Raw genomic sequence first — 23,010 nt, 5'->3', positions numbered from 1 at the left:
CCAATACGTGCGCGGCCCGGGGGCCGCAGGATGCGGTTCGTACCGATCCACGGAAACTCCGCCGCCTTCCCATGCCCGCACACCACGCCTTCTGGCCCAAGCGCCTGCCGCACGCCCTCACTGCGCCCGCCACCTCGCTCTGGCACAACCTGGCCGTCAGTGCCCAGCGTTATCCGGACAAGCCGGCGATGGTGTTCCTCGGCTCGGTGCTGGGCTACCGGGAACTGGCGCGCACGGCCGAGCGGCTGGCCGCGCACCTGCACGCCCTCGGCGTGCGCCGGGGCGACCGCGTGCTGCTGTGCATGCAGAACTGCCCGCAGCTCGTCGCCGCCCATTTCGCCATCCTGCGTGCCAACGCCGTCGTGGTGCCCGTGAACCCGATGAACCGCGCCGAGGAACTCAAGCACTACATCACGGATCCGGACGCACGCGTGGCCATCACCACCGCCGACCTCGCGCCCGAGATGGCCGCCGCCAGCAATGCGCTGCCGCCGGACCGCCGGCTGCAGCACCTCGTGGTCTCGCAGTTCACCGATGCCTTCGACCCTGCCTCGCCCGACGCGCAGGCCATGCCCGAGGCCTGGCGCGACTGGCTCTGCCCGGTGCGCCCGCTGCCCGCGCTCGAAGGCGGCGCGGTGCAGCCCTGGAGCGAGGCCGTGGCCAGCGGTGCCGAGCCGCCGGCCTGCGAGGCGGGCCCCGAGGACCTGGCCGTGCTGCCCTACACCAGCGGCACCACCGGCCTGCCCAAGGGCTGCATGCATCCGCACCGCAGCATCATGCACAACGCCGTCGCCAGTGCGCTCTGGGGCACGGCCACGTCCGAGAGCGTGACCCTGGCCGTGGTGCCCATGTTCCACATCACCGGCATGGTCAGCCTGATGCATTCGTCCATCTATGCCGGCGCCACGCTGGTGATGATGCCGCGCTGGGACCGGGACCTCGCCGGCCGCCTCATCTCCGGCCACCGCGTGACCAACTGGACCAACATCCCCACGATGGTGATCGACCTGATGGCGAGCCCGCGCTTCTCGGAGTACGACCTCTCCAGCCTGGTCTATATCGGCGGCGGCGGGGCCGCCATGCCGCAGGCCGTGGCGCAGCGGCTGCTGGAGCAGTTCGGCCTGCGCTTCTGCGAAGGCTACGGCCTGACCGAGACGGCCGCGCCCTCGCACACCAACCCGCCCGACCGCCCCAAGCAGCAGTGCCTGGGCGTGCCGTTCATCAGCACCGATTCGCGCGTGATCGACCCGGACACCCTGCGGGAAGTGCCCGTGGGCGAGCAGGGCGAGATCGTCATTCATGGGCCGGGCGTGTTCAGCGGGTACTGGAAGCAGCCTGCCGCGACGGAGGCGGCCTTCATCTAGATCGACGGCAAGCGCTTCTTCCGCTCGGGCGACCTCGGCCGCGTGGACGAGGAAGGCTACTTCTTCATCACCGACCGCCTCAAGCGCATGATCAACGCCAGCGGCTTCAAGGTCTGGCCTGCCGAGGTGGAGGCGCTCATGTTCCGCCACCCCGCCGTGCAGGAGGCCTGCGTGATCGCCGCGCGCGACAGCTACCGCGGCGAGACGGTGAAGGCCGTGGTGGTGCTGCGGCCCGCGCACCGCGGGCAGGTGTCCGAGGCCGACATCATCGCCTGGTGCCGGGAGACCATGGCCGTGTACAAGGTGCCGCGCGTCGTGCAGTTCGCCGACGCGCTGCCCAAGAGCGGCAGCGGCAAGGTGATGTGGCGGCAGCTGCAGGAGGCGGAACTGGCCTCGGCCCCGGCTGCCGCGGCCTGAAGCCGCGCGGAGCGCGGGGGCTGGACAGGGCAGGGCAGGCGGCTCAGTGCCCGGTCGCCGGCTGCGCCGGCACCCCCCGGCCGCGGTGCGCCGACACCAGGGTCTGCAGGTCGCGTTCCAGCAGGGCCGGGTCGCCGAGCTGCAGTTCGATGACACGGCGCAGGTGGGTGGCGCTGTCGAGGTCCATGGTGTGGCCCTGCAGGCCCGCGCTGGCGCCGTCCACGTGCGCCAGTTCGCCGGACATCGCGATCTGCTCTTCTCCCGCCATCAGCGGGATGGACAGAGCGCAGGGCGCGCCCGGCGGCAAGGCCTGGCCCGCGGGCAGTTCCAGCAGCGCGCCGCGCAGCGACACGTCCAGCACCTGCACGTCGAAGGTGCCATGGCCGCTCACGGCCAGGCGCGCGGGCGCCTCGAAGGCGACGCGGACATAGTTGCGGCGTTCATGGGCCATGGTGTTTCTCCTGCAGCGCGAGCGCCACTGCCGGCGCGCCGACCTGGATGCTACTGCAGGAGCGCCCGCCGCGGCGCATGCGGCCGGGCAATCTTCGCTGCGTGGTCTCCGGGGCACCACGAACACGTTCCGGGAACGCTCGCGCCGCACCCGCGGCGGGGTTAAGCTCGCGCCACATGGCGCACATCACGTTTCCCCCTCCCTATCTGCCGCCCGACCAGGTCGCCGGCCACCTGCGCAGCACGGGCTATGCCGTGCTGAAGCCCGAGGACACCGCCGCCTGGATCGGCGTGCCGCTCGCGGCGCTGCAGGCGCTGCATGCGGATTGGCCCTCGCTGCCGCCCGATGAATTCCTGAAGGACGGCGGCCGCTACCGCCGGCGGCGGCACTCCTGCTTCGTGGCGGACGGATCCGGGCTGCGGCAGGTGCCGCACCGCGCCCACTGGCAGCCGCTGGACTACAACGCCCTGCACGGCGGCATGCAGCGCTGGTTCGCGCCCATGCAGGATGCCACCGTGTCGCTGCCGGCCTGGCAAAAACTGCTGGCCGCGCTGGCGGGCCTGTCGCAGCAGGCGCTGGCGGAGGGGCCCGAGCGCTGGTTCCTGGAAGCCCACCAGTTCCGCATCGACACCACCGACGGCATCGGCCGGCCGACGCCCGAGGGCGCGCACCGCGACGGCGTTGACCTCGTGGCCGTGTTCCTGGTCGGCCGCGAGGGGGTGAAGGGCGGGGAAACCCGCATCTTCGAGGCGGCGGGGCCCAGCGGCCACCGCTTCACCCTCAGCGAGCCCTGGTCGCTCATGCTGCTGGACGATGCCCGCATGATCCACGAAACCACGCCCATCCAGCCCCTGGGGGATGCGCCGGGCTTCCGCGACACGCTCGTGGTGACCTGCCGGCGCGGCGGGTTCCAGGAGGAAGGCGGGGAAGGCGCGGCAACAACCTCTGGCGCTTGATGCGAATCAACCCGGCGCCGCCGCGTTGCGGCACACTGGTCCCATCGGTTCCACACCACCATCGACGAAGGAGAAGTTCATGTTCAAGCACATCCTGATTCCCGTGGACGGTTCGCCCACTTCCATGATGGCCGTCACCAAGGCCGCCGGCCTCGCCAGGACCTTCGGCTCCCAGGTCACCGCCGTGTACGTGGTGGACCCCTATCCCTTCACCGGCGTGGGCGCGGATTTCGCCTACGGCCAGTCGCAGTACATGAACGCCGCCACCGCCGAGGCCAACACCGCGCTGGACGCCACGCGCAAGGCGCTGGAGGAAGCCGGCGTGGCCGTGACCACCGTGATCGGCGAGGGCCATGCCGTGCACGACGGCATCCTGCGCGCGCTGGAGAGCACCGGCGCCGACCTGATCGTCATGGGCTCCCACGGCCGCCGCGGGCTGGAAAAGCTGGTGCTGGGCAGCGTCACCCAGCGCGTGCTGGGCGTGGTCCACGTGCCGGTGCTGGTCGTGCGCGACTGACGCACCCCGGCAGCAACTGCTTCGCGCTGCGGCAGACAGCGGCTCCCTCGTGGAGCCGCTTTTTCGTGGACCCGCGCACGGCGCGGATACCGCTACAGGGTTCGGCGGTTTTGTTTATGCGCCAGATAATATTTATTGGCGATGGGGTGGGTTTTGTTCATGAATAATCCGGTCGCGCAGCAGAGGTATCCTCGGCGCATTCACCCACCGGAGATGATTTTCCGGTGTTTTTTCTCGTGTGCGCGTAATTTGATTTGCGAAGAATCGATACAGGAAAATTCATGATCGGTAAAAAACACCTCGCCGGACTGGGTATGCTCGTGGCGCTCATGTCCGGAAATGCCTATGCAGTGAACTGTGGAGTGGGACAGACCAAGCACTACATCAAGGTTTCCTCATCCGGCCAGACCGGCTATAAGTGGTCTGTCTTTGCGGATCTGGCGGCTGGTAATGGAGCGAAGGTATATCACTGGGAGGAAACCGACAAAAATTACGGAAGCAGCACGTATTGGGAATACTGCGATGGTCATGATAATGGCAGGCTTTACCTGTGGATCCATCCCACGGGTGTCAACCAATTCGAGTACCTCGATCTTCCGCTGGGCACGGACCATTGCTTCGAGGTATCGGCGCCCCGCAACGCCCTGTTCCCCACGTCGAGAAAGGTCAGCTGCTGACACATTCCGGGCGCTCCCTTGTCCGAGCGCCTGCGTCCTGTCCGTGCAGTGCCTCCGGGCTACATCTCAGTCTTCGACCCCATCTCCACCACCGCGTTGTTCGGCAGTTTCAGGAAATCCGCCGCGGAGCTGGCGCTGTGGTGCATCTGCGCGAACAGCTTCTGCCGCCAGACGGCCATGGCGGCGCCCAGCGTAGGCACGACGGTTTCGCGCGCCAGGAAGTAGCTGGTGCGCATGGGGTCGAGCAGGCCTTCCAGTTCCCTGGCCTGCTGGAGAGCGCGGGGAATGTCCGGCTCGTCCATGAAACCGAAGCGGATCCGCACGCTCCAGGCGCCATCGGTGAGCGGCTGTACCGCCACCTGCTCCCGCAGCGGGATGCGGGGCACGTCGCCCGCCTGGACGTGGACGAACAGGTTGTGGTCGTGCAGCACCTTGTTGTGCTTGAGGTTGTGCAGCATCGCCCCGGGCACCACGCCGGCATGGGCGGTGAGGAAGACGGCGGTGCCGTCCACGCGGGTGGTTCCGGCCGCGAGGATCGATTGCAGGAAGGGCAGCAGCCCGATCACCTCGGCGTTCTGGCGCTGGCGCGGCAGGCCGCGACCGTCGTGCCATGTGGACATGACCAGGTACAGCGCTGTGGCCATCAGCAGGGGGAACCAGCCGCCTTCCGCGATCTTCAGCGAGTTGGAAGCGAAGAAAGCGACATCCACGCACAGGAATGCGCCGGTGGCCGCGATGCACAGCGGCAGGGGCAGGGGCAGGGGCAGGGGCAGGGGCAGGGGCAGGGGCAGCTTCCAGCCATGGCGGATGACGAAGAAGGTCAGGATCGACCATGACCAGGCTGACCGAGATGCGCGGCGATGTGGGGAATGCCCGCGAGCCCCAGGCACGCGAACCACACGAGCATGGCGATGCCGAAGAACCGGCCGAGCCGCGCCGTTCCCCAGCGCTGGGCCACGAAGAGCGCGAGCAATACGGAGAGCGAGATCGGCAGGATGCAGGGCGTGGCGCGGGTGGTGACGACCTCCAGCCCCTCGACCGCGGAGAGCACCGAGATGGCCGGCGTGATGACGCCGTCGCCGAAGAAGAGCGCCACCCCGAAGACCCCGACCGTCATCAGCGCCCGCTTCAGGCGGGGCAGGTGCTGCACCGACTGCGTCGCCAGGGCCAGCAGCGCCATCAGGCCGCCTTCGCCGTGGTTGTCGGCCCGCATGATCAGGACCACGTACTTGACCGAGACGATCACCGTCAAGGTCCAGAAGAACAGAGAGAGGATGCCGATGACGTTGGCCGGCGTGATCTCCAGCCGGCCGGCGGCGAACACTTCCTTGAAGGCGTAAAGCGGGGAAGTGCCGATGTCTCCATACACTACCCCGATCGCGGCGGTGGTGAGCGCCGTGAGCGATGTCGGGGTCTTTGCGTCTGCCGTGGCGGGTCTCGTGGGTCGAATGTGTCGTGGAACGCGGCGGTGCGCGCAGGCCCGCATCAGAACACATTTCGATACGCCATGGCAGAGCCCCGGGCGGGCCGGCGGTCAGGGCCGGCCGGCCATGTTCACTCGATCTTCGCGCCGGACGCCTCCACGATGCCCTTCCACTTGGCGTAGTCCGCCTTGATCAGGGCGGAGAACTGCGCGCTGGTCATCGTTTCGGGTTCGGCGCCCTGGGCCTGGATGGCAGCGCGCATGTCGGGCTGGGCGAGCAGCTTGTTGACCTCGGTGTTCACGGTGGCGACCACGTTCGCGGGCGTGCCGGCGGGGGCGAGGATGCCGTACCAGGAACTCACGTCGAAGCCCTTGTAGCCGGACTCGGCCACGGTGGGCACGTCGGGCAGCGAGGAGCTGCGCTTGATCGAGGTGACGGCCAGCGGGCGCAGCTTGCCGGACTTGATCTGCGCCATGGCGGACGGCACGGACGACACCAGCAGGTCCACGTTGCCGGCCAGCGCGTCCATCAGGGCCGGGTTGGAGCCCTTGTAGGGGATGTGGCTGAGCTTGATGCCCGCGGCCTTCTCGAACAGGTCGCCCGCGAGGTGGATGGTGGTGCCGTTGCCGGGCGAGCCGTAGGTGATCTTGCCGGGCTCGGCGCGCGCGGCCGCCACCACGTCGGCCAGCGTCTTGAAGCGCGAGTTCGCGCTCGTGGCGATGATGACCGGCGTATAGGCCACGTGCGCGATGGCGACGAGGTCCTTGGTGGGGTCCCACGGCAGGTTCTTGTAGAGGTAGGGCGCGACGACGAGGTTGTCCTTCTGGCCCATGACGAGGTCGTAGCCCGTGGGCGCGGCCTTCACGGCCTCGGTGATGCCGATGGTGCCGCCCGCGCCGGCGCGGTTGTCGGGCACCACGGTCCAGTGCAGCGTCTCGGTCAGCCTGGTCGCCACGAGGCGCGAGAGGATGTCGGTGCCGCCGCCGGGCGGGAAGGGCACGATGAGGCGCACCGGCTTGGCCGGGTAGGCGGCGCCCGCGGGCGCGGGGGTGGAGGCGGCCGGCGCGGTCTGGGCCGTGGCGGCGCCCAGCGCGAAGGCGAGGGCGGTGAACGAAATCAGCGAACGGATCATGGGTGTTTGTCTCCGGGAAAGGAACGCCTGTCCCGCGGGCGGGCGGCGCGGCCTAGTTTCTCATGCGCGGGGGGCGCTCAGGCCTCGCGCACGTCGGCCACGGGCGCGTCGCCGAAATCGGGCCGCGCGAGCCAGGCCAGCACGCGCGCCGCGGCCTCGCCGGGCGAGGCGAGCATGCCGGTCGCCTTCAGCTGGGCGAAGTTCTGCACATCGGGGAACGCCCCGGGGTCGGCGCCGCGCAAATGGACCTGCATGTCCGTGTCGATCACGCCGGGCGCCAGCGAGCACACCCGGGCGCCGCCGGGCTGCCGCGCCTCGTCCAGCGCGAGGCAGCGCGTGAAATGGTCCATGCCGGCCTTGGCCGCGCAGTAGGCCGATTGCGAGGCCATCGGCCGCCGCCCGAGGCCGGAGGAAATGTTGAGCACCTTGCGCGGCACGCCCCAGCCGCGCGTGGCGGCCAGGAATGCGGCGGTGAGCTGCATGGGCGCCTCCAGCCCGATGCGCAGCGCATTGGCGAGATCGGCCGGGTCGCTGTCGGCCAGCGGTGCGATGCGGGGCACCACGCCCGCGTTGTTGATGAGCGTGGCGCTGGCGTATCGGCCGGACGGCTGGTCTTCCAGCCATGCGCGCAGCCGGGCGGCGGCCCGGGCGCCGTCGGCGAGGTCCTGCGGCCATTGCGCCAGCGGCATGCCGGTGCGCTGCGCGACGTCTTCCAGCTCGCTGCTCGTGCCGCGCGAGAGGGTGACGAGCGCATGCCCGCCCTGCAGCAGTTGCCGGGCCATAGCCAGGCCCATGCCGCGCGAGGCGCCGGTGAGCACGACCAGGGGCAGGGCTCCGGGCATGGCCGCGGAGCTGGGTGAAGAAGAGGTGGGGGCGGAGGTGTCCTGCATGGTGCCGCGATGGTACTGCGGCGCGGTGCTCAGAACGGCGCTGGCAGCTCGAAGGCGAGCGGCGTTCCGGTGCGCGGGTGGGCGAAGGCGATGTGCTGCGCGTGCAGCAGCAGCCGCGGCGCGAGCGCCTGCACGGCCGGCAGGGCGTAGAGCGTGTCGCCGAGGATGGGCTGGCCCACGGCCGCCATGTGCACGCGCAACTGGTGCGTGCGGCCGGTCACGGGCTCCAGCAGCACGCGCAGGGTGCCGTCCGCCGCCGGCCAGGTTCCGGCACCGTCCCCCGGCACGGCGGGGCGCCAGCGCGTCAGGCTGGCTTTGCCGCCCGGGGCGCCATGGGGAACCACCACGCGCAGCGGCCTGCGCTCCCAGTCGGCGGCGATGGGCATGTCGATCTCCCGCCAGGCCGCGCCGTCCCCGGCCGGGCGCGGCGCATGCACGACCGCGACATAGCGCTTGTGCACCTGGCGCGCGGCGAAGGCGTCGCCGAGCGCGCGCTGGGCCTGCGCATGGCGCGCCATCACCACGATGCCGGAGGTGGCCTGGTCGAGCCGGTGCACGATGCAGGCGCCGGGCCAGTGCAGGGTGGCGCGGGCGCTCAGGCAGTCCTGCTTGTCCGGGCCGCGGCCGGGCACGCAGAGCAGGCCGGAGGGCTTGGCCAGCACCAGCAGGTCATCGTCCGCATGCAGGCAGCCGGGGGGCGCGCCGGCATCGGCATCGGCCAGCGCCTGCGCCGGCAGGGCAGCGTTCACGCCGGCCCGCCGTGGACCAGGCGGTCCACCGTGGCGCACAGTTCATCCACGTCGTTGGGCTTGTGGATCAGCGCGCTCGCGCCTTCGGCCAGCGCCTCGCGCTCGATCTCCGCCGTCACGTGCCCCGAGGCGAGCGCCACGGGCAGGTCGGCGCGGATGCGCTTGGCCTCGCGCACCAGGTCCACGCCGCAGTAGCCGGGCATGTTGTAGTCGGTCACGACCAGGTCGTAGGCCTGCGGGTCCGCGCCCAGCGCCACCACGGCCTCGCGCGGATCGGTGAAGCCGGTCACGCGGTAGCCGCGGCGGCGCAGCAGGCGCTGCACGAGGAAGACCAGGGCCTGGTCGTCGTCCACGTACATCACGTGGCGCTGGCGTTCGTCGGGTGCGCCCGCCGCAGGCGCGGCAGGGCTGGCCGCGCCGGCCGGTGCGGCATCGCCGGCTGGCGCGGCGGCAGCGGGCCCCGGTTCGGGTTCGGCCTCCGCCGCCGGGAAAAACAGCGTGAAGCGGCTGCCCTCGCCGGGCGCGCTCTGTACGTCCACCGCGCCGCCGTGGGTGCGCATCACGCCGTGCACCACGGCCAGGCCCAGTCCGGTGCCCTGGCCGACGGGCTTGGTGGTGAAGAACGGCTCGAAGATGCGCAGCTGCGTGGCCGGGTCGATGCCGGGGCCGTTGTCCACCACGCTGATGGCCACGTATTCGCCGTGCGGCAGCGCGAGGCGCTCGCACAGGCGGTGATCGGGCTGCACGGCCGACGCCTCCACGCACACCGTGCCGCGCGCATCGCCGATGGCATGGATGGCGTTCGTGCAGAGGTTCAGCAGGGCCTGCTCCACCTGGGTGGCGTCGGCCAGCATGGCGGGCAGGTGGCGGTCCAGCTGCAGCCGCAGTTCGATGGCCGGCGGCAGGGTCACGCGCAGCAGGCGCTCGGTATCGTGGATGGCCTCGGCCACCGGCACGGCGGTGCGCCGGGGCGGCTCGTTGCGGCTGAAGGTGAGGATCTGCCGGACGAGGTCGCGCGCGCGCCGGCCGGCCTTCTCGATCTCGCGCAGGCTCTCCAGCACCGGGGAGCCGGCGGCGCAGTCCGCCTTGGCCAGTTCCACGTTGCCGAGGATGGCGCTCAGGATGTTGTTGAAATCGTGCGCGATCCCGCCGGCCATGGTGCCCACGGCCTGCATCTTGTGGGATTCGCGCAGCTGCGCCTCCAGCTCGTTGCGGTGCGCCTCGGCCTTCTTGCGGCCGGTGAGGTCGCGCGCGAACACGGTGGTGGTCTCTCCCTCGGCGTGCCGCTCGAACGACACGCTCACTTCCACCGCCAGTTCCTTGCCGCTGGCCGTGAGCGCGACCATCTCGCCGAGCACGGCCTGGGTGGCCAGCTGGGCGAAGGTCAGGGCCTGGACGGCATCGGGCAGGAAACGGTCGAGGGGGCTGCCCAGCGCATCGGCCGTGGCGCACTGGAACAGGGCCGCGGCAGTGGGGTTGAAGACGGTGATGCGCTGGTTCTGGTCCACGCAGATGATGGCGTCCAGCGCGGAATTGATGACGGCCTCCAGGCGGCGCTCGCTGGCGTAGAGCTGGACGTTGCGCTCCTGCAGGGCCGTGGCGCTCTGCTGCAGGGCGCGGCGCTCGGCCACCAGCGGGCCCTGGTCCACCACGGCGCAGAGGAACTGCCACTGCTCCGGGGCGCCGTCCGCCTGGGGGGCCTCGATGCGCGCGATATACAGGTCGCCGATGATGCCCGCGTCCCCGTCGCCGATGGGAAACACCACCTCGCTGGCCTCGCCGTGGCCATGGTCCCGGGCCTGCTCGAACGTGGCGCGCACGCGGGCGGCGTCCGCGGCACTGACGAAAGGCATGAGCGAGGTCAGGGGGCGGTCCGACTCGGTGGGCTGGAAGCAGCGGTGCGCCATCGAATTGGCCTGCACCACCATGTCGTGCTCGTCCAGCACCATGAGCGCCAGCGGCACGCTGGCGAACAGCGTCTCGAAGCGTTCGGACGCGCTCTCCGCGGCGGCCTGGCTGTAGCGCAGTACCTTGTTCTGCACCTCCAGTTCCGCCTGGTAGGCGCGCAGTTCCGCGATGAGCGCGGCCACGGGGCCTTCCGGACGGCCGGGCTGGCGGCGGTTGTCGCCGCCGTCGCCCGGAGGCCCGGCAGGCTCGCCGGCCGGGCCCGCGGGCCCGCTGCCGGACGCCGTCCCGCGGTCATCCTCCGGGTCGGGCGGCAGCAGGAAGGACAGGTCGGGGCGGCTCATGGGCGGCTCGGGCGGCCCGGCGGTTCACGCCGGGGCGGTGTGCGGAACGCGGCGGTGCCGCGGGCGAGCCTGCCAGTGTACGCCCCTGAAGCCGCCCGGCAGGTCCGCGCTCCGCTCAGCGGCGCACGGAAACCAGTTCGACCTCGAAGCGCAGCGTGGCGTTGGGCGGAATCACGCCGCCCGCGCCAGCCGCGCCGTAGGCGATGGCGGGCGGGCAGGTGAGGCGGGCCTTGCCACCCGGCTTCATGCGCTGCACGCCTTCGGTCCAGCAGGGGATCACGCGGTTGAGCGGGAATTCGGTGGGCTCGCCGCGCTTGTAGGAGCTGTCGAACTCCTTGCCGTCCAGGAACGTGCCGCGGTAGTGCACTTTCACGACGTCGGTGGCCTTGGGCGATTCGCCCGTGCCTTCCTTGAGCGACTCGTACACCAGGCCGCTGGCGGTGGTCACGGGTGCCGGTGCGGCGGCGGCCGGAGCGGCCGAAGCGGCCGGTGCAGCGGGCGCGGCAGTCGGCTTCTGGGCGCAGGCGGTACCGGCCAGCAGGACGGCGGCGAGAGCGGGCAGCAAGGTCTTCTTCACGGTTCGGGTCTCCGGTCAAAAGACGCGATGGTAGCCGGCCCGCGCCGCCGGGCATCGCTGCCGGCGCGCCCAGGCACGGCCACGCGCGGGCTCAGGCGAAGTCGGACACCGGCACGCAGCTGCAGAACAGGTTGCGGTCGCCGTACACGTTGTCCACCCGGCCCACGGGCGACCAGTACTTGGCCTGCCGCAGCGCCGCGACCGGATAGGCCGCCGCCTCGCGCGGGTAGGGGTGCGTCCAGTCGCCGCCCAGCAGGCTGTGCGCGGTGTGGGGCGCGTTCTTGAGCGGGTTGTCGTCCTGCGGCCATTCGCCTTGCTCGATGCGCCGGATCTCGCCGCGGATGGCGATCATCGCGTCGATGAAGCGGTCCAGCTCGGCCAGCGTCTCACTCTCGGTGGGCTCCACCATGAGCGTGTTGGGCACGGGGAAGGAGAGGGTGGGCGCGTGGAAGCCGTAGTCGATCAGCCGCTTGGCGACGTCCTCGGCCATCACGCCGCTGGTCTCCTTGAAGCCGCGCAGGTCCAGGATGCACTCGTGCGCCACGTGGCCGTTGGCGCTCGCGTACAGCGTGGGGTAGTGGTCCTTCAGGCGCGCGCTGATGTAGTTGGCCGAGAGGATGGCCGTCTCGGTGGCGGCGCGCAGGCCGTCCGCGCCCATCATGCGGATGTACATCCAGCTGATCGGGAGCACCGCGGCATTGCCGAGCGGGGCGGCACTGACGGCCCCCACGCTCGCCACTGCGTGTGGTTCGCTGCCCCCCGAGGGGGCCTTCGCCAGCTTGGGACGGCCCGGCGCTGGCTCAAGCGCACCTTGTGCGCCAGCAGTGGCATGGCCCGGCAGGTAGGGCACGAGGTCTTCCACCACGCAGACGGGGCCCACGCCGGGGCCGCCGCCGCCGTGCGGGATGCAGAAGGTCTTGTGCAGGTTCAGGTGGCTCACGTCGCCGCCGAAGGCGCCGGGCGCGGCCACGCCCACCATGGCGTTCATGTTGGCGCCGTCCACGTACACGCGGCCGCCGTGGCGGTGCACGAGCTGGCACAGCTCCTTCACCTGCGTCTCGAACACGCCGTGCGTGCTGGGGTAGGTGATCATCACGCAGGCGAGCTTGTCGGCATGCTGCTCGCACTTGGCGCGCAGGTCGTCCATATCGACGTTGCCGCTGGCGTCGCAGGCGGTGACCACCACCTGCATGCCCACCATCTGCGCGCTGGCCGGGTTGGTGCCGTGGGCGCTGCTCGGGATCAGGCAGATGTTGCGGTGGCCCTGGCCCTGCGCCGCATGGTAGGCGCGGATGGCCAGCAGGCCCGCGTACTCGCCCTGCGATCCGGCATTGGGCTGCAGGCTGATGCCGGCATAGCCCGTGGCCTGGCAGAGCCAGGCGCGCAACTGCTCGTCGAGCTGGCGGTAGCCCTCCAGCTGGTCGGCGGGCGCGAACGGGTGCACCTGCGCGAATTCCGGCCAGGTGATCGGGATCATCTCGCTCGTGGCGTTGAGCTTCATGGTGCAGCTGCCCAGCGGGATCATGCTGCGGTCGAGCGCGAGGTCCTTGTCGGACAGCTGGCGGATGTAGCGCAGCATGCCGGTCTCGGAGTGGTGGGTGTTGAACACCGGGTGCGTCAGGAAGGCGCTCGTGCGGCGCAGTTCGGCGGGGATCAGCGGGTTCACGCCGTCCGCGAAATCCTCGATGCGCGGCAGGGCCTGCCCGTCGGCGGCGAAGATCGACCAGAGCAGTTCGATGTCGGCCCGCGTCGTGGTTTCGTCGAGCGAGATGCAGAGGTAGTCGTTCCAGGCCACGCGCAGGTTGGCGCCGCGCTCCACGGCACGGGCCAGCAGCGCGCCGGTCTGCTCTTTCGTGTGCAGGCACAGGGTGTCGAAGGCCGACTCGTGGTGGTGCGCGGTATGGCCGAGCGCCACGAGGCCCTTGGCCAGGATGGCCGTGAAGCTCGCCACGCGCTGGGCGATGCGCTTGAGGCCTTCGGGGCCGTGGTACACGGCGTACATGCTGGCGATCACCGCCGGCAGCACCTGCGCCGTGCAGATGTTGGAGGTGGCCTTCTCGCGGCGGATGTGCTGCTCGCGCGTCTGCAGCGCCAGGCGGTAGGCCGGCTGGCCGTGCACGTCCACGCTCACGCCCACGAGGCGGCCGGGCAGCGAGCGCTTGAAGTCGTCGCGGCAGGCCATGAAGGCGGCGTGCGGGCCGCCGGCGCCCATCGGCATGCCGAAGCGCTGCGTGCTGCCCACGACGATGTCCGCGCCCCATTCGCCGGGCGGCACGAGCAGCGTGAGCGCCAGCAGGTCGGCGCACACGATGGCGGCGGCCTGCTTCGCATGGATCTTCTTCACGTCGGCGCTCCAGTCGGCGAGCCAGCCGCTGCTGGCCGGGTACTGGATGACGGCGGCGAAGAAATCGCCCTCGAGCGCGGCGTTCCACTCGGCTTCGGAGTTCGCGATCACCACGCTGATGCCCAGCGGCTCGGCGCGCGTGCGGATCACCTCGATGGTCTGCGGATGCGTGTCGCCCGAGACGACGAGCGTCTGGCTCTTGGACTTGACGGAGCGCTTGGCGAGCGTCATGGCCTCGGCCGCGGCCGTGGCCTCGTCCAGCATCGACGCGTTGGCGATGGGCATGCCCGTGAGGTCGCACACCATCGTCTGGAAGTTGACCAGCGCCTCCATGCGGCCCTGCGAGATCTCGGCCTGGTAGGGCGTGTAGGCGGTGTACCAGGCGGGGTTCTCCAGGATGTTGCGCAGGATCACGCCCGGCGTGTGCGTGCCGTAATAGCCCTGGCCGATGAAGCTGCGCAGCACGCGGTTCTTCGAGGCGATCGCCTTGAGTTCCGCGAGCGCGGCCGCCTCGGTCGTGGCGGGCGGCAGCTGCATCGGCTCGGTGCGGGCGATGGAGGCCGGCACGATGCCGCCCACCAGCGCCGCACGCGACGCCTCGCCGATGACCGAGAGCATGCGCTCCTCGTCCGCCGCATCGATGCCGATGTGGCGGGGCTGGAATTCGGCGGCGTTTTCGAGCGCGGAGAGCGGCGGGAGGGTGGACGTGGGCATGGGAGGGGTCCCGGTCAACAGAAAAGGGGAAAAAAGGAACAACGGAAGGGGCGCACCCGGCGCGGGCGCACCGCGGCGGGCCGGCCCGAAGCCACCCGCCGCCGGGGCCGGTCAGGCGTTCTTGGAGAACTCGGTGTAGGCCGTCTCGTCCATGAGCGCGTCGAGCTGCGACGCATCGGACAGGCGCACCTTGAAGAACCAGCCGTCGCCCAGCGGCGCGCTGTTGGCGAGCGACGGATCGGCGCGCAGCGCCTCGTTCACTTCGACGATCTCGCCGGACACGGGCATGTACACGTCGGCAGCGGCCTTCACGGACTCGACCACGCCGGCCACCTCGCCCTGAGCGAAGGTCTTGCCCACCTCGGGCAGATCGACGAACACCACGTCGCCCAGCGCGTCCTGCGCATGGACGGTGATGCCGACGATGGCGGCGCCCGTGTCGGCGGCGTTGATCCACTCGTGGTCGCGGGAATACTTGACGGTCATGGGGGCTCCTGGAGGAAAGGTCCGCGGAAAAAAGCGGGAAAACGAAAAAAAGAATGCGTGGCCCTGGTGGGGGCCCGCGACTGCGACTGTAGCCGCGGCCGGCGCGCGGCCGGGCGCAGGCTCGCGCGCGCCGCGGTCAGCCGCGGTGGTAGCGGGGCGGCAGGAACGGCATGGGGCCGACCTCCATCGGCACGGCCTTGCCGCGCACGATCGCGTGCACCACCGTGCCGGCCGCGGCGAACTCCGGCGCCACGTAGGCCATGGCGATGGGCTGGTTCACGCTCGGGCCCAGCAGGCCGCTGGTCACTTCGCCGATGGCCGCGCCGTCCGTGCTCTGCAGGGCGGTGTGCTCGCGCACGGGCACGCGCTCGCGCGCCACCAGTCCCACCCGGCGGCGGGCGAGCAGCGAGGGGTCGTCGATCTGCGCCAGCACCTTCTCCGCGCCCGGGAAGCCCCCCGCGCGCGCGCCGCCGGTGCGCCGTACCTTCTGGATGGCCCAGTTCAGCGCGGCCTCGGGCGGCGTGGTGGTGGTGTCGATGTCGTTGCCGTAGAGGCACAGGCCGGCTTCCAGCCGCAGCGAGTTGCGCGCGCCGAGGCCGATGGGCTTCACCTCGGGCTGGGCCAGCAGCGCGCGGGCCAGAGCCTCGGCCTGGGCGGCGGGCACGGAGATCTCGAAGCCGTCCTCGCCGGTGTAGCCGCTGCGCGTCACATAGCAGTCGCAGCCGGCGATCTCGAAGCGCCCGCCCGTCATGAAGACCAGGGACGCGGTGCCAGGTGCCAGGCGCGCGAGCGCCGCGGCGGCCTGCGGCCCCTGCAGGGCGAGCAGGGCCTGGTCGGGCAGGGGGATGACCTCGCAGCGGCCGCCGATGCGCTCCTGGATGTGGGCGATGTCGCCGGCCTTGCAGGCGCCGTTCACGATCACGAACAGGTCGTCGCCGCGGTTCACGAACATCAGGTCGTCGATGATGCCGCCTTCGTCGTTCAGCAGCAGGCCGTAGCGCTGTTTGCCGATGCCGAGCCCGATCACGTCCACAGGGATCAGCGTCTCGAAGGCCGCGGCGGCATCGGGGCCGACGAGGCGCAGCTGGCCCATGTGCGAGACGTCGAACAGACCGGCGGCCTGCCGCGTGTGCAGGTGCTCGGCCATCAGGCCGGCGGGGTATTGCACGGGCATGGAGTAGCCGGCGAAGGGCACCATGCGGGCCCCGAGTTCGAGGTGCAGCGCGTGCAGGGGGGTGGTGTGCAGGACGGCGGATTCGGCGGACATGGGCGGAGCGGGCCTTTCAGTCAGGCAGGGACGGACGATGCGCGTGCCGCCATCGAAGCGCCACGCCTGTGCCCGCTGTCCGCTTTACCTGAGAGATTCACCACGCCGTGCGCGCTGCCACGGGGGCGGTGCGTTGCGGGGCTTGCTCCTTCGGTGGGCCTGCCAAGCCAAGGCAGGCCTCTCTCCAGCCGGGGAAACGCCCGCATCCCTGCGGGCGCCTTGCCAGTCCTTTTGCCTGAGCGTTCGGGATTCCCTGCGCCTTCGGCGGCGCCAGCCACCCGTTGCGGGCGCGGCGCTCTCTCCTGACCCGGCGGATTCTAACGGCTGCGCGGTGGCCCGCGGCGCCGGGAGCGCAGGTTTTTGGGGCGGCGTGCCAAGCACCCCGGTCCGGCGGTAACCGGCCGGGGCCTTGCCATTCGCACGCGCCCCGGTAGGGGCGCCCTGTGGAGGAAATTGTGCCGCCTGGGCTGCCGATGGTTTTTCCGTATTTCCAGCAAATGGCGCAGTACGAAGAAAAATATTCTGCGATCTGGCGAATATCTGCACAATCCTTCCATGGATCGTATCGACCGGAAAATCCTCGCCGTGCTCCAGGCCGACGCGCGCGCCAGCCTGCAGGACATCGGCCAGGCCGTGGGCCTGAGCCCGTCGCCCTGCTGGGCGCGCATCCGCCGCATGGAGGAATCCGGCGTGATCGAGGGCTACACGGTGCGCCTCAACGCCCAGGCGCTGGACCTGGCCGATACCGTGCTCGTGCAGGTCACGCTCGACAGCCATTCCGACAACACCCTGGAGAAGTTCGGCGAAACGCTCGCGAGCATCCCCGAGGTGGTGGAGGCGCACCTGGTGTCGGGCGACTACGACTACCTGCTGCGCGTGGTGGTGAAGGACACGCGCGACTACGAGCGCCTGTTGCGCGAGAAGCTCTACAAGATCAAGGGCATCCGCCACAGCCGCTCGAGTTTCGTGCTGCGCACGCTCAAGAAAGCGGATCTGCCCCTGCGCGCGGACTGAGCGGCAGCGCAGGAGCGGTCCCCGCCGCAGCGCAGCGATGGGTTTGCTCCGTCAGCCCAGCAGCAGCGCGTCGTCCGCCAGCTGCTCGCCGCGCACCTTCTCGAACATCTGCAGCAGGTCCGGCACGCCCAGCCGGCTGCGCTCCTCGCCCGACACGTCCAGCACCACCTGGCCCTGGTGCAGCATGACCGTGCGCTGCCCCACGTCCAGTGCCTGGCGCATGCTGTGCGTGACCATCATGGTGGTGAGCCGGTTCTCGGCCACGATGCGGGCCGTGAGCTGCAGCACGAAATCTGCGGTGCGCGGGTCGAGCGCGGCGGTGTGCTCGTCCAGCAGGAGGATGCGCGAGGGCTGCAGCGCCGCCATCAGCAGGCTCACGGCCTGGCGCTGGCCGCCCGAGAGCAGGCCGATGCGGTCGGTGAGACGGTTCTCCAGGCCCAGGCCCAGCGTGGCGAGGCGTTCGCGGAAAGTCTCGCGCCGGGCGGCCTTCACCGCGCCGCGCAGGCCGCGCAGGGTGCCGCGCTGCTGGGCGAGCGCCATGTTCTCCTCGATGGTCAGGTCCTCGCAGGTGCCGGCCATCGGGTCCTGGAAGACGCGCGCCACGCGGCGCGCGCGCGCCCAGACGGGCTGGCGGGTCACGTCCTCGCCGTCGATGGCGATGCGGCCCGCGTCCACCGACAGGTCGCCCGAAATGGCGTTCAGGAAGGTGGATTTGCCGGCCCCGTTGGAGCCGATCACGGTGACGAACTGCCCGGCCGGAATGTCCAGCGACATGCCGCGCAGCGCGCGCGTCTCGATGGGCGTGCCGGGGTTGAAGGTGATGTGCAGGTCTTGTGCGCTCAGCATGTGGCGACGTTCCTATTCGTGAACCAGAGTGGTTGCCATACCGCTAACCTTTCCGCCCGCGCGGCCCAGGCCAGCGGCCGCCGCGCAAGGGCCGCCCCGCCGCGCTGGCGGCGTCCCCCTTCCCGGCGCAGCCGAGAGAAGGGGGAAGGCGCGCAGCGCCTCAGGGGGATGTACTTCATTTCGACGCGAGCTTGCGTTTGATTTGGGGGATCACCAGGGCGACCGTCACCAGCACCGCCGTCACCAGGTTCAGGTCCTGCGCCTTCAGGCCGATGAAGTCGCTGTTGAGCGCCAGCGCGATGAAGAAGCGATAGACGATGGCACCGATGACGACGGCGAGCGTCGCCCACACCAGCCGGCGCGAGGGCAGGATGCTCTCGCCCACGATCACGGCGGCCAGGCCGATCACGATGGTGCCGATGCCCATGGAGATGTCCGAGCCGCCCTGCGTCTGCGCGAAGAGCGCGCCGGCGAGGGCCACCAGCGCGTTCGACACGGCCATGCCCAGCAGCACCATGGCGCCGGTGTTCACGCCCTGGGCGCGGGCCATGCGGGCGTTGGAGCCGGTCGCCCGGATGGCCAGGCCGCGTTCGGTGGCGAAGAACCAGTCCATGGCCAGCTTGGCGGCGATCACGATCACCAGCAGCAGGGCGGGGCGGGCGATGTAGTCGGCCAGGCCCTCGGGCTGCAGCAGCGTGAACAGGGTCGGGTCGTTGATGAGCGGCACGTTGGGGCCGCCCATGATGCGCAGGTTGATCGAATAGAGCGCGATCATCATCAGGATGCTGGCCAGCAGGTCCATGATCTTGAGCTTGACGTTGAGCCAGCCGGTGACGAGGCCGGCCGCCGCGCCTGCCGCGGTGGCCGCGAGCGTGGCCACGTAGGGGTTGGTGCCCGTGGAGATGAGCACGGCGCATACCGCGCCGCCCAGCGGGAAACTGCCGTCCACCGTCAGGTCGGGAAAGCGCAGCAGCCTAAACGAGATGAAGACGCCCAGCGCGACCAGGCTGAAGATCAGCCCGATCTCGACGGCGCCGAGCAGGGAAAAGAGGGACATGGCGGGGAAGGCTTCGGGAAAAACGAAACAGGAGCCGAGGCTCCTGCGGTCATGGGTGTTCCCGGCGCGCGCCGGGAGCGGAACCTCGAACCTTACTTCACGACGTGCGCCGCGGACTTCACGAACGCGTCGGAGAGCTTCACGCCCTGCTTCTCTGCCGCGCCGGGGTTGACCGTGAGTTCCAGCTTCGTGCTGATCTCGGGCTTGATGTCGCCGGGCTTCTCGCCCTTGAGCACGCGCACCACCATGCGGCCGGTCTGCTCGCCCAGGTCGCGGTAGTTGATGCCGTACGACGCGATGGCGCCGCGCTTGACGCTGTCGGCATCGGCGGCCACCAGCGGCAGCCTGGCCTCCTGGCCGACCTTCACGAGCGATTCGTAGGCCGACACCACGTTGTTGTCGGTGCTCGTGTAGATCACGTCGGCCTTGCCGATCAGGCTGCGCGCGGCGCTGCCCACGTCCACCGAGCGGGGCGCGGCGGCCTCGACCAGCGTCATGCCCATCGTGGGCAGCAGGGCCTTGAGTTCCTTGACCACCACGGCGGAATTGGCCTCGCCGGGGTTGTAGACCACGCCCACGCGCCTGGCGTTCGGTACCACCTGCCTGACCAGCTCCATCTGCTTGTCCAGCGCCAGCAGGTCGGACACGCCCGTCACGTTGGTCTTGGTGGGTTCCCAGTTCTTCACCAGCTTGGCGGCGACCGGGTCGGTCACGGCGGAGAAGACCACCGGCACCGTCTTCGTGGCCGCCACCACGGCCTGGGCCGAGGGCGTGGCGATGGCGACGATGGCGTCGGGCTGGTCGCCGACGAACTTGCGTGCGATCTGCGCGGCCGTGCCGGTGTTGCCCTGGGCGCTCTGGTACTGCCACTTCAGCGTCTTGCCCTCCTCGTAGCCGGCGGCCTGCAGGCTCGCCTTCACCCCGTCGCGGATAGCGTCCAGCGCCGGATGCTCCACGATGGCCGTCACGGCCACGGATTTGGGGGCGGGGGCCTGCTGGGCCATCGCTGCGGGGGAGGCGGCCGCGACGGCGGCGGCCACGGCCAGCGCCAGGGCGCCGAACGGATGCTGCTTCATGCTCGAACTTTCTCGCCGCCATGCCCGGGAAGCGGGCACGCCCGATCCCATCGGGTGCTGCGTCGCGGGTGGCGGCTGCGGAATGCCCGCCGGGAGGCGGGCGCGTTTCTGGCGACAACGGAGCCAGGCCCGCACAGAAACGGATGCCGCAGCCTGGAATGTCGAGTGTACCGGCTGCACCACGCGGGTGCGGTGCTCGCGGGCCGCTGGTTCAGCGCGTCGCGGGCTCGGGCGCGGCCGCGTCGGCCTGGGGCACCCACAGGATGCGGCGCATGTCCACGCCCAGTGCGCGCGCACGGGCCAGCAGCCGCTCGCGCACCGCCATGGGCAGCGTGGGTGTGCGCGAAAGAATCCAGAGCGTATCCAGGCGCGGGCCCACCACCATGGCCCAGCGGTAGTCCTCGTCCAGCGCGGCCACGAAGTAGCCGGCATAGAACGGGCCGAAGAAAGACACCTTCAGGGCGGCCGTGGACGTATCGCCCAGGAACACGGCGCGGCCCTCGGCCTCGCGCCAGCGGCGGCGGTCGGGATCGTAGCCGCGGTTCACGACGCGCAGGCTGCCGTCGCCCCGGCGGCTGTAGTGGGCGCTGGTGCGGATCAGGCCGCGCTCGAAACGCTGGTCGATGCGGGCCACCTCGTACCAGTGGCCGGCATAGCGGTCCACGTTGAAGTGCTGCACCGGCTGCACGCCCGGCGGAGGGCGCAGGGCCGAGCGGAGGTAGAGAGCCGCCGCGCCGGCGGCCGCGGCCACGGTGGCGGCCGCCGCCCATGGCACGAGCGGGCGGCGGCGCTGGGTGGTGTAGTGCTGGAGGTCGGGACGGGGCATGGCGGTTCTGGGCTCCTGGCGGAACCGGCAGGAAATGCGGACCTCCGCGAGTCTGGCCCGCGGAACCGGCCCACCCTGTAGGCCGGAGGCCAACGGGCGGGTCGGAGCGGCGGCTGCCGCCGCCGCTCCCCGGGGCCCTGCGCCTTACATACCCGAGTAGTTCGGTCCGCCGCCGCCTTCGGGCGTGACCCACACGATGTTCTGCGTCGGGTCCTTGATGTCGCAGGTCTTGCAGTGCACGCAGTTCTGCGCGTTGATCTGCAGCCGCTGCGCATTGCCGCCCTGCGCCTCGTCGGGCACGAACTCGTACACCGCCGCGGGGCAGTAGCGGGCCTCGGGGCCGGCGTATTTCGCCAGGTTGATGTTCACCGGCACGCCCGGGTCCTTGAGCGTGAGGTGGGCCGGCTGGTTCTCCGCATGGTTGGTGTTGCTGATGAACACGCTGGAGAGGCGGTCGAAGGTGAGCTTGCCGTCGGGCTTGGGATAGACGATGGGCTTGCACTCGGCCGCCGGCTTCAGGTAGGCGTGGTCGGGCTTGTCGCGGTGCAGCGTCCAGGGGATGTTGCCCTTGAGCACGAACTGCTCGATGCCGTTCATCAGCGTGGCCGTGACCAGGCCCTTCTTGAACCACGCCTTGAAGTTGCGCGCCTTGTTGAGCTCTTCGTGCAGCCAGCTGTTCTCGAAGGCCTGCGGATAGGCCGTGAGTTCGTCGTGCTGGCGGCCGGCGCGGATCGCGTCGTAGGCGGCCTCGGCGGCCAGCATGCCGGTCTTGATGGCCGCATGGCTGCCCTTGATGCGGCTCACGTTCAGGAAGCCCGCGTCGCAGCCCACCAGCGCCCCGCCGGGGAACACGAACTTGGGCAGCGACAGCAGGCCGCCCGCCGTGATGGCGCGCGCGCCGTAGCCGATGCGCTTGGCCGGCTTGATGCCCTTGGCCTCGTCGCCTTCCAGGTAGTAGCGGATGTTGGGGTGGGTCTTCCAGCGCTGGAATTCCTCGAAGGGGCTCAGGTAGGGATTGGAATAGTCCAGCCCGGTGATGAAGCCCAGCGTGACCTTGTTGTCCTCCGCGTGGTAGAGGAAGGCGCCGCCGTAGGTGTCGGCATCCATGGGCCAGCCGGCGGTGTGCATCACGAAGCCGGGCTGGTGCACCTTGGGGTCGATTTCCCACAGCTCCTTCACGCCGATGCCGTAGGTCTGCGGATCGCGGCCCTCGTCGAGCTTGTAGCGGGCGATGATCTGCTTGCCCAGGTGCCCGCGCGAGCCTTCGGCGAACAGGGTGTACTTGGCGTGCAGCTCCATGCCCAGCTGGAAGTCGCCCGTGGGTTCGCCGTCCTTGCCGACGCCCATGTTGCCGGTGGCCACGCCCTTGACGGAGCCGTCCTCGTTGTAGAGCACTTCGGCCGCGGGGAAGCCCGGGAAGATCTCCACGCCCAGTTCCTCGGCCTGCGCGGCGAGCCAGCGCACCACGTTGCCCAGGCTGACGATGTAGTTGCCATGGTTCTGGAAGCAGCCGGGCTGCAGGAAGTTGGGGGTGCGCCAGGACGATTTCTCGCCCAGGAAGATCATGGCGTCTTCCGTCACCGGCTGCTTCAGGGGCGCGCCGCGCTCCTTCCAGTCGGGGATCAGCTCGGTGAGCGCGCGCGGATCCATGATGGCGCCCGAGAGGATGTGCGCGCCGGGCTCGGAGCCCTTTTCGAGCACCACCACCGACACGTCCTGCCCGTTCGTGGCGGCCATCTGCTTGAGCCGGATGGCCGCGGAGAGCCCGGCCGGGCCGCCGCCGACCACGACCACGTCGTATTCCATGGCCTCTCGCGGACCGTACTGGGCAAGGATTTCGTCTTTCGTCATGGGTTGTCTCGTCTCGGCATTTGATAATCGAACGATGTCGCGTCCAGGGCGTGGGGCCCCGCGCGGGCGCTGTGCGGTCCATTGTATGCACCCGGGGCGCAACAAACGAACGATCGTTCTTTTTTC

General features: G+C 70.3%; 19 protein-coding genes, 2 pseudogenes and 2 riboswitches. Of the genes and pseudogenes, 5 read left to right on the top strand and 16 right to left on the bottom strand.

Translation table 11 applies throughout. The features are described from left to right. Nucleotides 1–71: 71 nt before the first annotated feature. A pseudogene (locus tag BLR99_RS09210) lies at nucleotides 72–1,781 on the top strand (long-chain fatty acid--CoA ligase). A 43-nt stretch (nucleotides 1,782–1,824) separates the two neighbouring features. On the opposite strand, the gene BLR99_RS09205 reads toward BLR99_RS09210, so the two are convergent. Beyond that, a complete protein-coding gene (locus tag BLR99_RS09205; RefSeq protein ID WP_011796229.1) occupies nucleotides 1,825–2,232 on the bottom strand; it encodes a PilZ domain-containing protein in 408 nt (135 codons plus the stop codon). Nucleotides 2,233–2,408: 176 nt separating this feature from the next. On the opposite strand from BLR99_RS09205, the gene BLR99_RS09200 reads away from it, so the two are divergent. From BLR99_RS09200 to BLR99_RS22565, 3 genes are all read left to right on the top strand, one after another. Continuing rightward, nucleotides 2,409–3,188, top strand: a complete 780-nt coding sequence (locus BLR99_RS09200) for a 2OG-Fe dioxygenase family protein (RefSeq protein WP_011796228.1) — start codon at nucleotides 2,409–2,411, stop codon at nucleotides 3,186–3,188. 79 nt (nucleotides 3,189–3,267) lie between these two features. Next, nucleotides 3,268–3,705: a universal stress protein gene (locus BLR99_RS09195; RefSeq protein WP_011796227.1), complete on the top strand. Its 438-nt coding sequence runs from the start codon at nucleotides 3,268–3,270 to the stop codon at nucleotides 3,703–3,705. Nucleotides 3,706–3,986: 281 nt separating this feature from the next. Then, nucleotides 3,987–4,382 carry a hypothetical protein gene (locus BLR99_RS22565; RefSeq protein ID WP_017438747.1) on the top strand — a complete coding sequence of 132 codons (396 nt, stop codon included), beginning with the start codon at nucleotides 3,987–3,989 and terminating at the stop codon, nucleotides 4,380–4,382. 59 nt (nucleotides 4,383–4,441) lie between these two features. Here the strand turns inward: BLR99_RS22565 and BLR99_RS23880 are convergent, their stop codons facing one another. From BLR99_RS23880 to gcvT, 10 genes and pseudogenes are all read right to left on the bottom strand, one after another. Next, nucleotides 4,442–5,092 (bottom strand): KUP/HAK/KT family potassium transporter, encoded by a 651-nt coding sequence (locus tag BLR99_RS23880; protein WP_434802976.1) that lies wholly within the window; start codon nucleotides 5,090–5,092, stop codon nucleotides 4,442–4,444. Nucleotides 5,093–5,232: 140 nt separating this feature from the next. Then, nucleotides 5,233–5,868, bottom strand: a pseudogene (locus tag BLR99_RS23875) (KUP/HAK/KT family potassium transporter); the annotation flags it as partial. Nucleotides 5,869–5,936: 68 nt separating this feature from the next. Continuing rightward, the gene (locus tag BLR99_RS09180; protein WP_011796226.1) at nucleotides 5,937–6,938 is read right to left on the bottom strand and encodes a Bug family tripartite tricarboxylate transporter substrate binding protein; all 1,002 of its coding nucleotides are present in this window, start codon (nucleotides 6,936–6,938) and stop codon (nucleotides 5,937–5,939) included. 77 nt (nucleotides 6,939–7,015) lie between these two features. After that, a complete protein-coding gene (locus BLR99_RS09175; protein WP_041827510.1) occupies nucleotides 7,016–7,780 on the bottom strand; it encodes an SDR family NAD(P)-dependent oxidoreductase in 765 nt (254 codons plus the stop codon). A 77-nt stretch (nucleotides 7,781–7,857) separates the two neighbouring features. After that, nucleotides 7,858–8,577: an RluA family pseudouridine synthase gene (locus BLR99_RS09170; RefSeq protein WP_011796224.1), complete on the bottom strand. Its 720-nt coding sequence runs from the start codon at nucleotides 8,575–8,577 to the stop codon at nucleotides 7,858–7,860. Then, a complete protein-coding gene (locus BLR99_RS09165; protein WP_011796223.1) occupies nucleotides 8,574–10,826 on the bottom strand; it encodes a PAS domain-containing hybrid sensor histidine kinase/response regulator in 2,253 nt (750 codons plus the stop codon). Before BLR99_RS09165 ends, BLR99_RS09170 begins: the two co-directional genes overlap by 4 nt. Before the next feature lie 115 nt (nucleotides 10,827–10,941). Then, nucleotides 10,942–11,403 (bottom strand): FKBP-type peptidyl-prolyl cis-trans isomerase, encoded by a 462-nt coding sequence (locus BLR99_RS09160; RefSeq protein ID WP_011796222.1) that lies wholly within the window; start codon nucleotides 11,401–11,403, stop codon nucleotides 10,942–10,944. 91 nt (nucleotides 11,404–11,494) lie between these two features. Next, a complete protein-coding gene (gene gcvP, locus BLR99_RS09155; RefSeq protein ID WP_011796221.1) occupies nucleotides 11,495–14,461 on the bottom strand; it encodes an aminomethyl-transferring glycine dehydrogenase in 2,967 nt (988 codons plus the stop codon). Nucleotides 14,462–14,572: 111 nt separating this feature from the next. Next, the gene (gcvH, locus tag BLR99_RS09150) at nucleotides 14,573–14,947 is read right to left on the bottom strand and encodes a glycine cleavage system protein GcvH (protein WP_011796220.1); all 375 of its coding nucleotides are present in this window, start codon (nucleotides 14,945–14,947) and stop codon (nucleotides 14,573–14,575) included. A 136-nt stretch (nucleotides 14,948–15,083) separates the two neighbouring features. Continuing rightward, nucleotides 15,084–16,214 (bottom strand): glycine cleavage system aminomethyltransferase GcvT, encoded by a 1,131-nt coding sequence (gene gcvT / locus BLR99_RS09145; protein ID WP_011796219.1) that lies wholly within the window; start codon nucleotides 16,212–16,214, stop codon nucleotides 15,084–15,086. Between the two features lie 65 nt (nucleotides 16,215–16,279). Continuing rightward, a riboswitch (glycine riboswitch) is annotated at nucleotides 16,280–16,412 on the bottom strand. Nucleotides 16,413–16,427: 15 nt separating this feature from the next. Then, nucleotides 16,428–16,529, bottom strand: a riboswitch (glycine riboswitch). Nucleotides 16,530–16,769: 240 nt separating this feature from the next. Here gcvT and BLR99_RS09140 point away from each other — a divergent pair. Then, entirely contained in the window at nucleotides 16,770–17,228 is a 459-nt protein-coding gene (locus BLR99_RS09140; RefSeq protein WP_011796218.1) for an Lrp/AsnC family transcriptional regulator, read from the top strand. A gap of 51 nt (nucleotides 17,229–17,279) precedes the next feature. On the opposite strand, the gene BLR99_RS09135 is transcribed toward BLR99_RS09140, so the two are convergent. The 5 genes from BLR99_RS09135 to BLR99_RS09115 all read right to left on the bottom strand — a co-directional run bounded on the left by BLR99_RS09135 (nucleotide 17,280) and on the right by BLR99_RS09115 (nucleotide 22,884). Further along, the gene (locus BLR99_RS09135; protein ID WP_046060109.1) at nucleotides 17,280–18,074 is read right to left on the bottom strand and encodes an ABC transporter ATP-binding protein; all 795 of its coding nucleotides are present in this window, start codon (nucleotides 18,072–18,074) and stop codon (nucleotides 17,280–17,282) included. A 175-nt stretch (nucleotides 18,075–18,249) separates the two neighbouring features. Next, nucleotides 18,250–19,131 carry an ABC transporter permease gene (locus BLR99_RS09130; protein WP_011796216.1) on the bottom strand — a complete coding sequence of 294 codons (882 nt, stop codon included), beginning with the start codon at nucleotides 19,129–19,131 and terminating at the stop codon, nucleotides 18,250–18,252. Nucleotides 19,132–19,223: 92 nt separating this feature from the next. Next, on the bottom strand, nucleotides 19,224–20,207 hold the full coding sequence (locus BLR99_RS09125) for an ABC transporter substrate-binding protein (protein WP_041827509.1): 984 nt from the start codon (nucleotides 20,205–20,207) through the stop codon (nucleotides 19,224–19,226). Nucleotides 20,208–20,418: 211 nt separating this feature from the next. Then, nucleotides 20,419–21,033 (bottom strand): lipocalin family protein, encoded by a 615-nt coding sequence (locus BLR99_RS09120; RefSeq protein WP_011796214.1) that lies wholly within the window; start codon nucleotides 21,031–21,033, stop codon nucleotides 20,419–20,421. Between the two features lie 144 nt (nucleotides 21,034–21,177). After that, nucleotides 21,178–22,884: an electron transfer flavoprotein-ubiquinone oxidoreductase gene (locus BLR99_RS09115; protein ID WP_011796213.1), complete on the bottom strand. Its 1,707-nt coding sequence runs from the start codon at nucleotides 22,882–22,884 to the stop codon at nucleotides 21,178–21,180. Between the last annotated feature and the right edge of the window lie 126 nt (nucleotides 22,885–23,010).

The organism is Paracidovorax citrulli, from assembly GCF_900100305.1.
In the GTDB taxonomy this organism is placed as follows: domain Bacteria; phylum Pseudomonadota; class Gammaproteobacteria; order Burkholderiales; family Burkholderiaceae_C; genus Paracidovorax; species Paracidovorax citrulli.
This window is presented reverse-complemented; position numbering and strand designations above follow the sequence as displayed.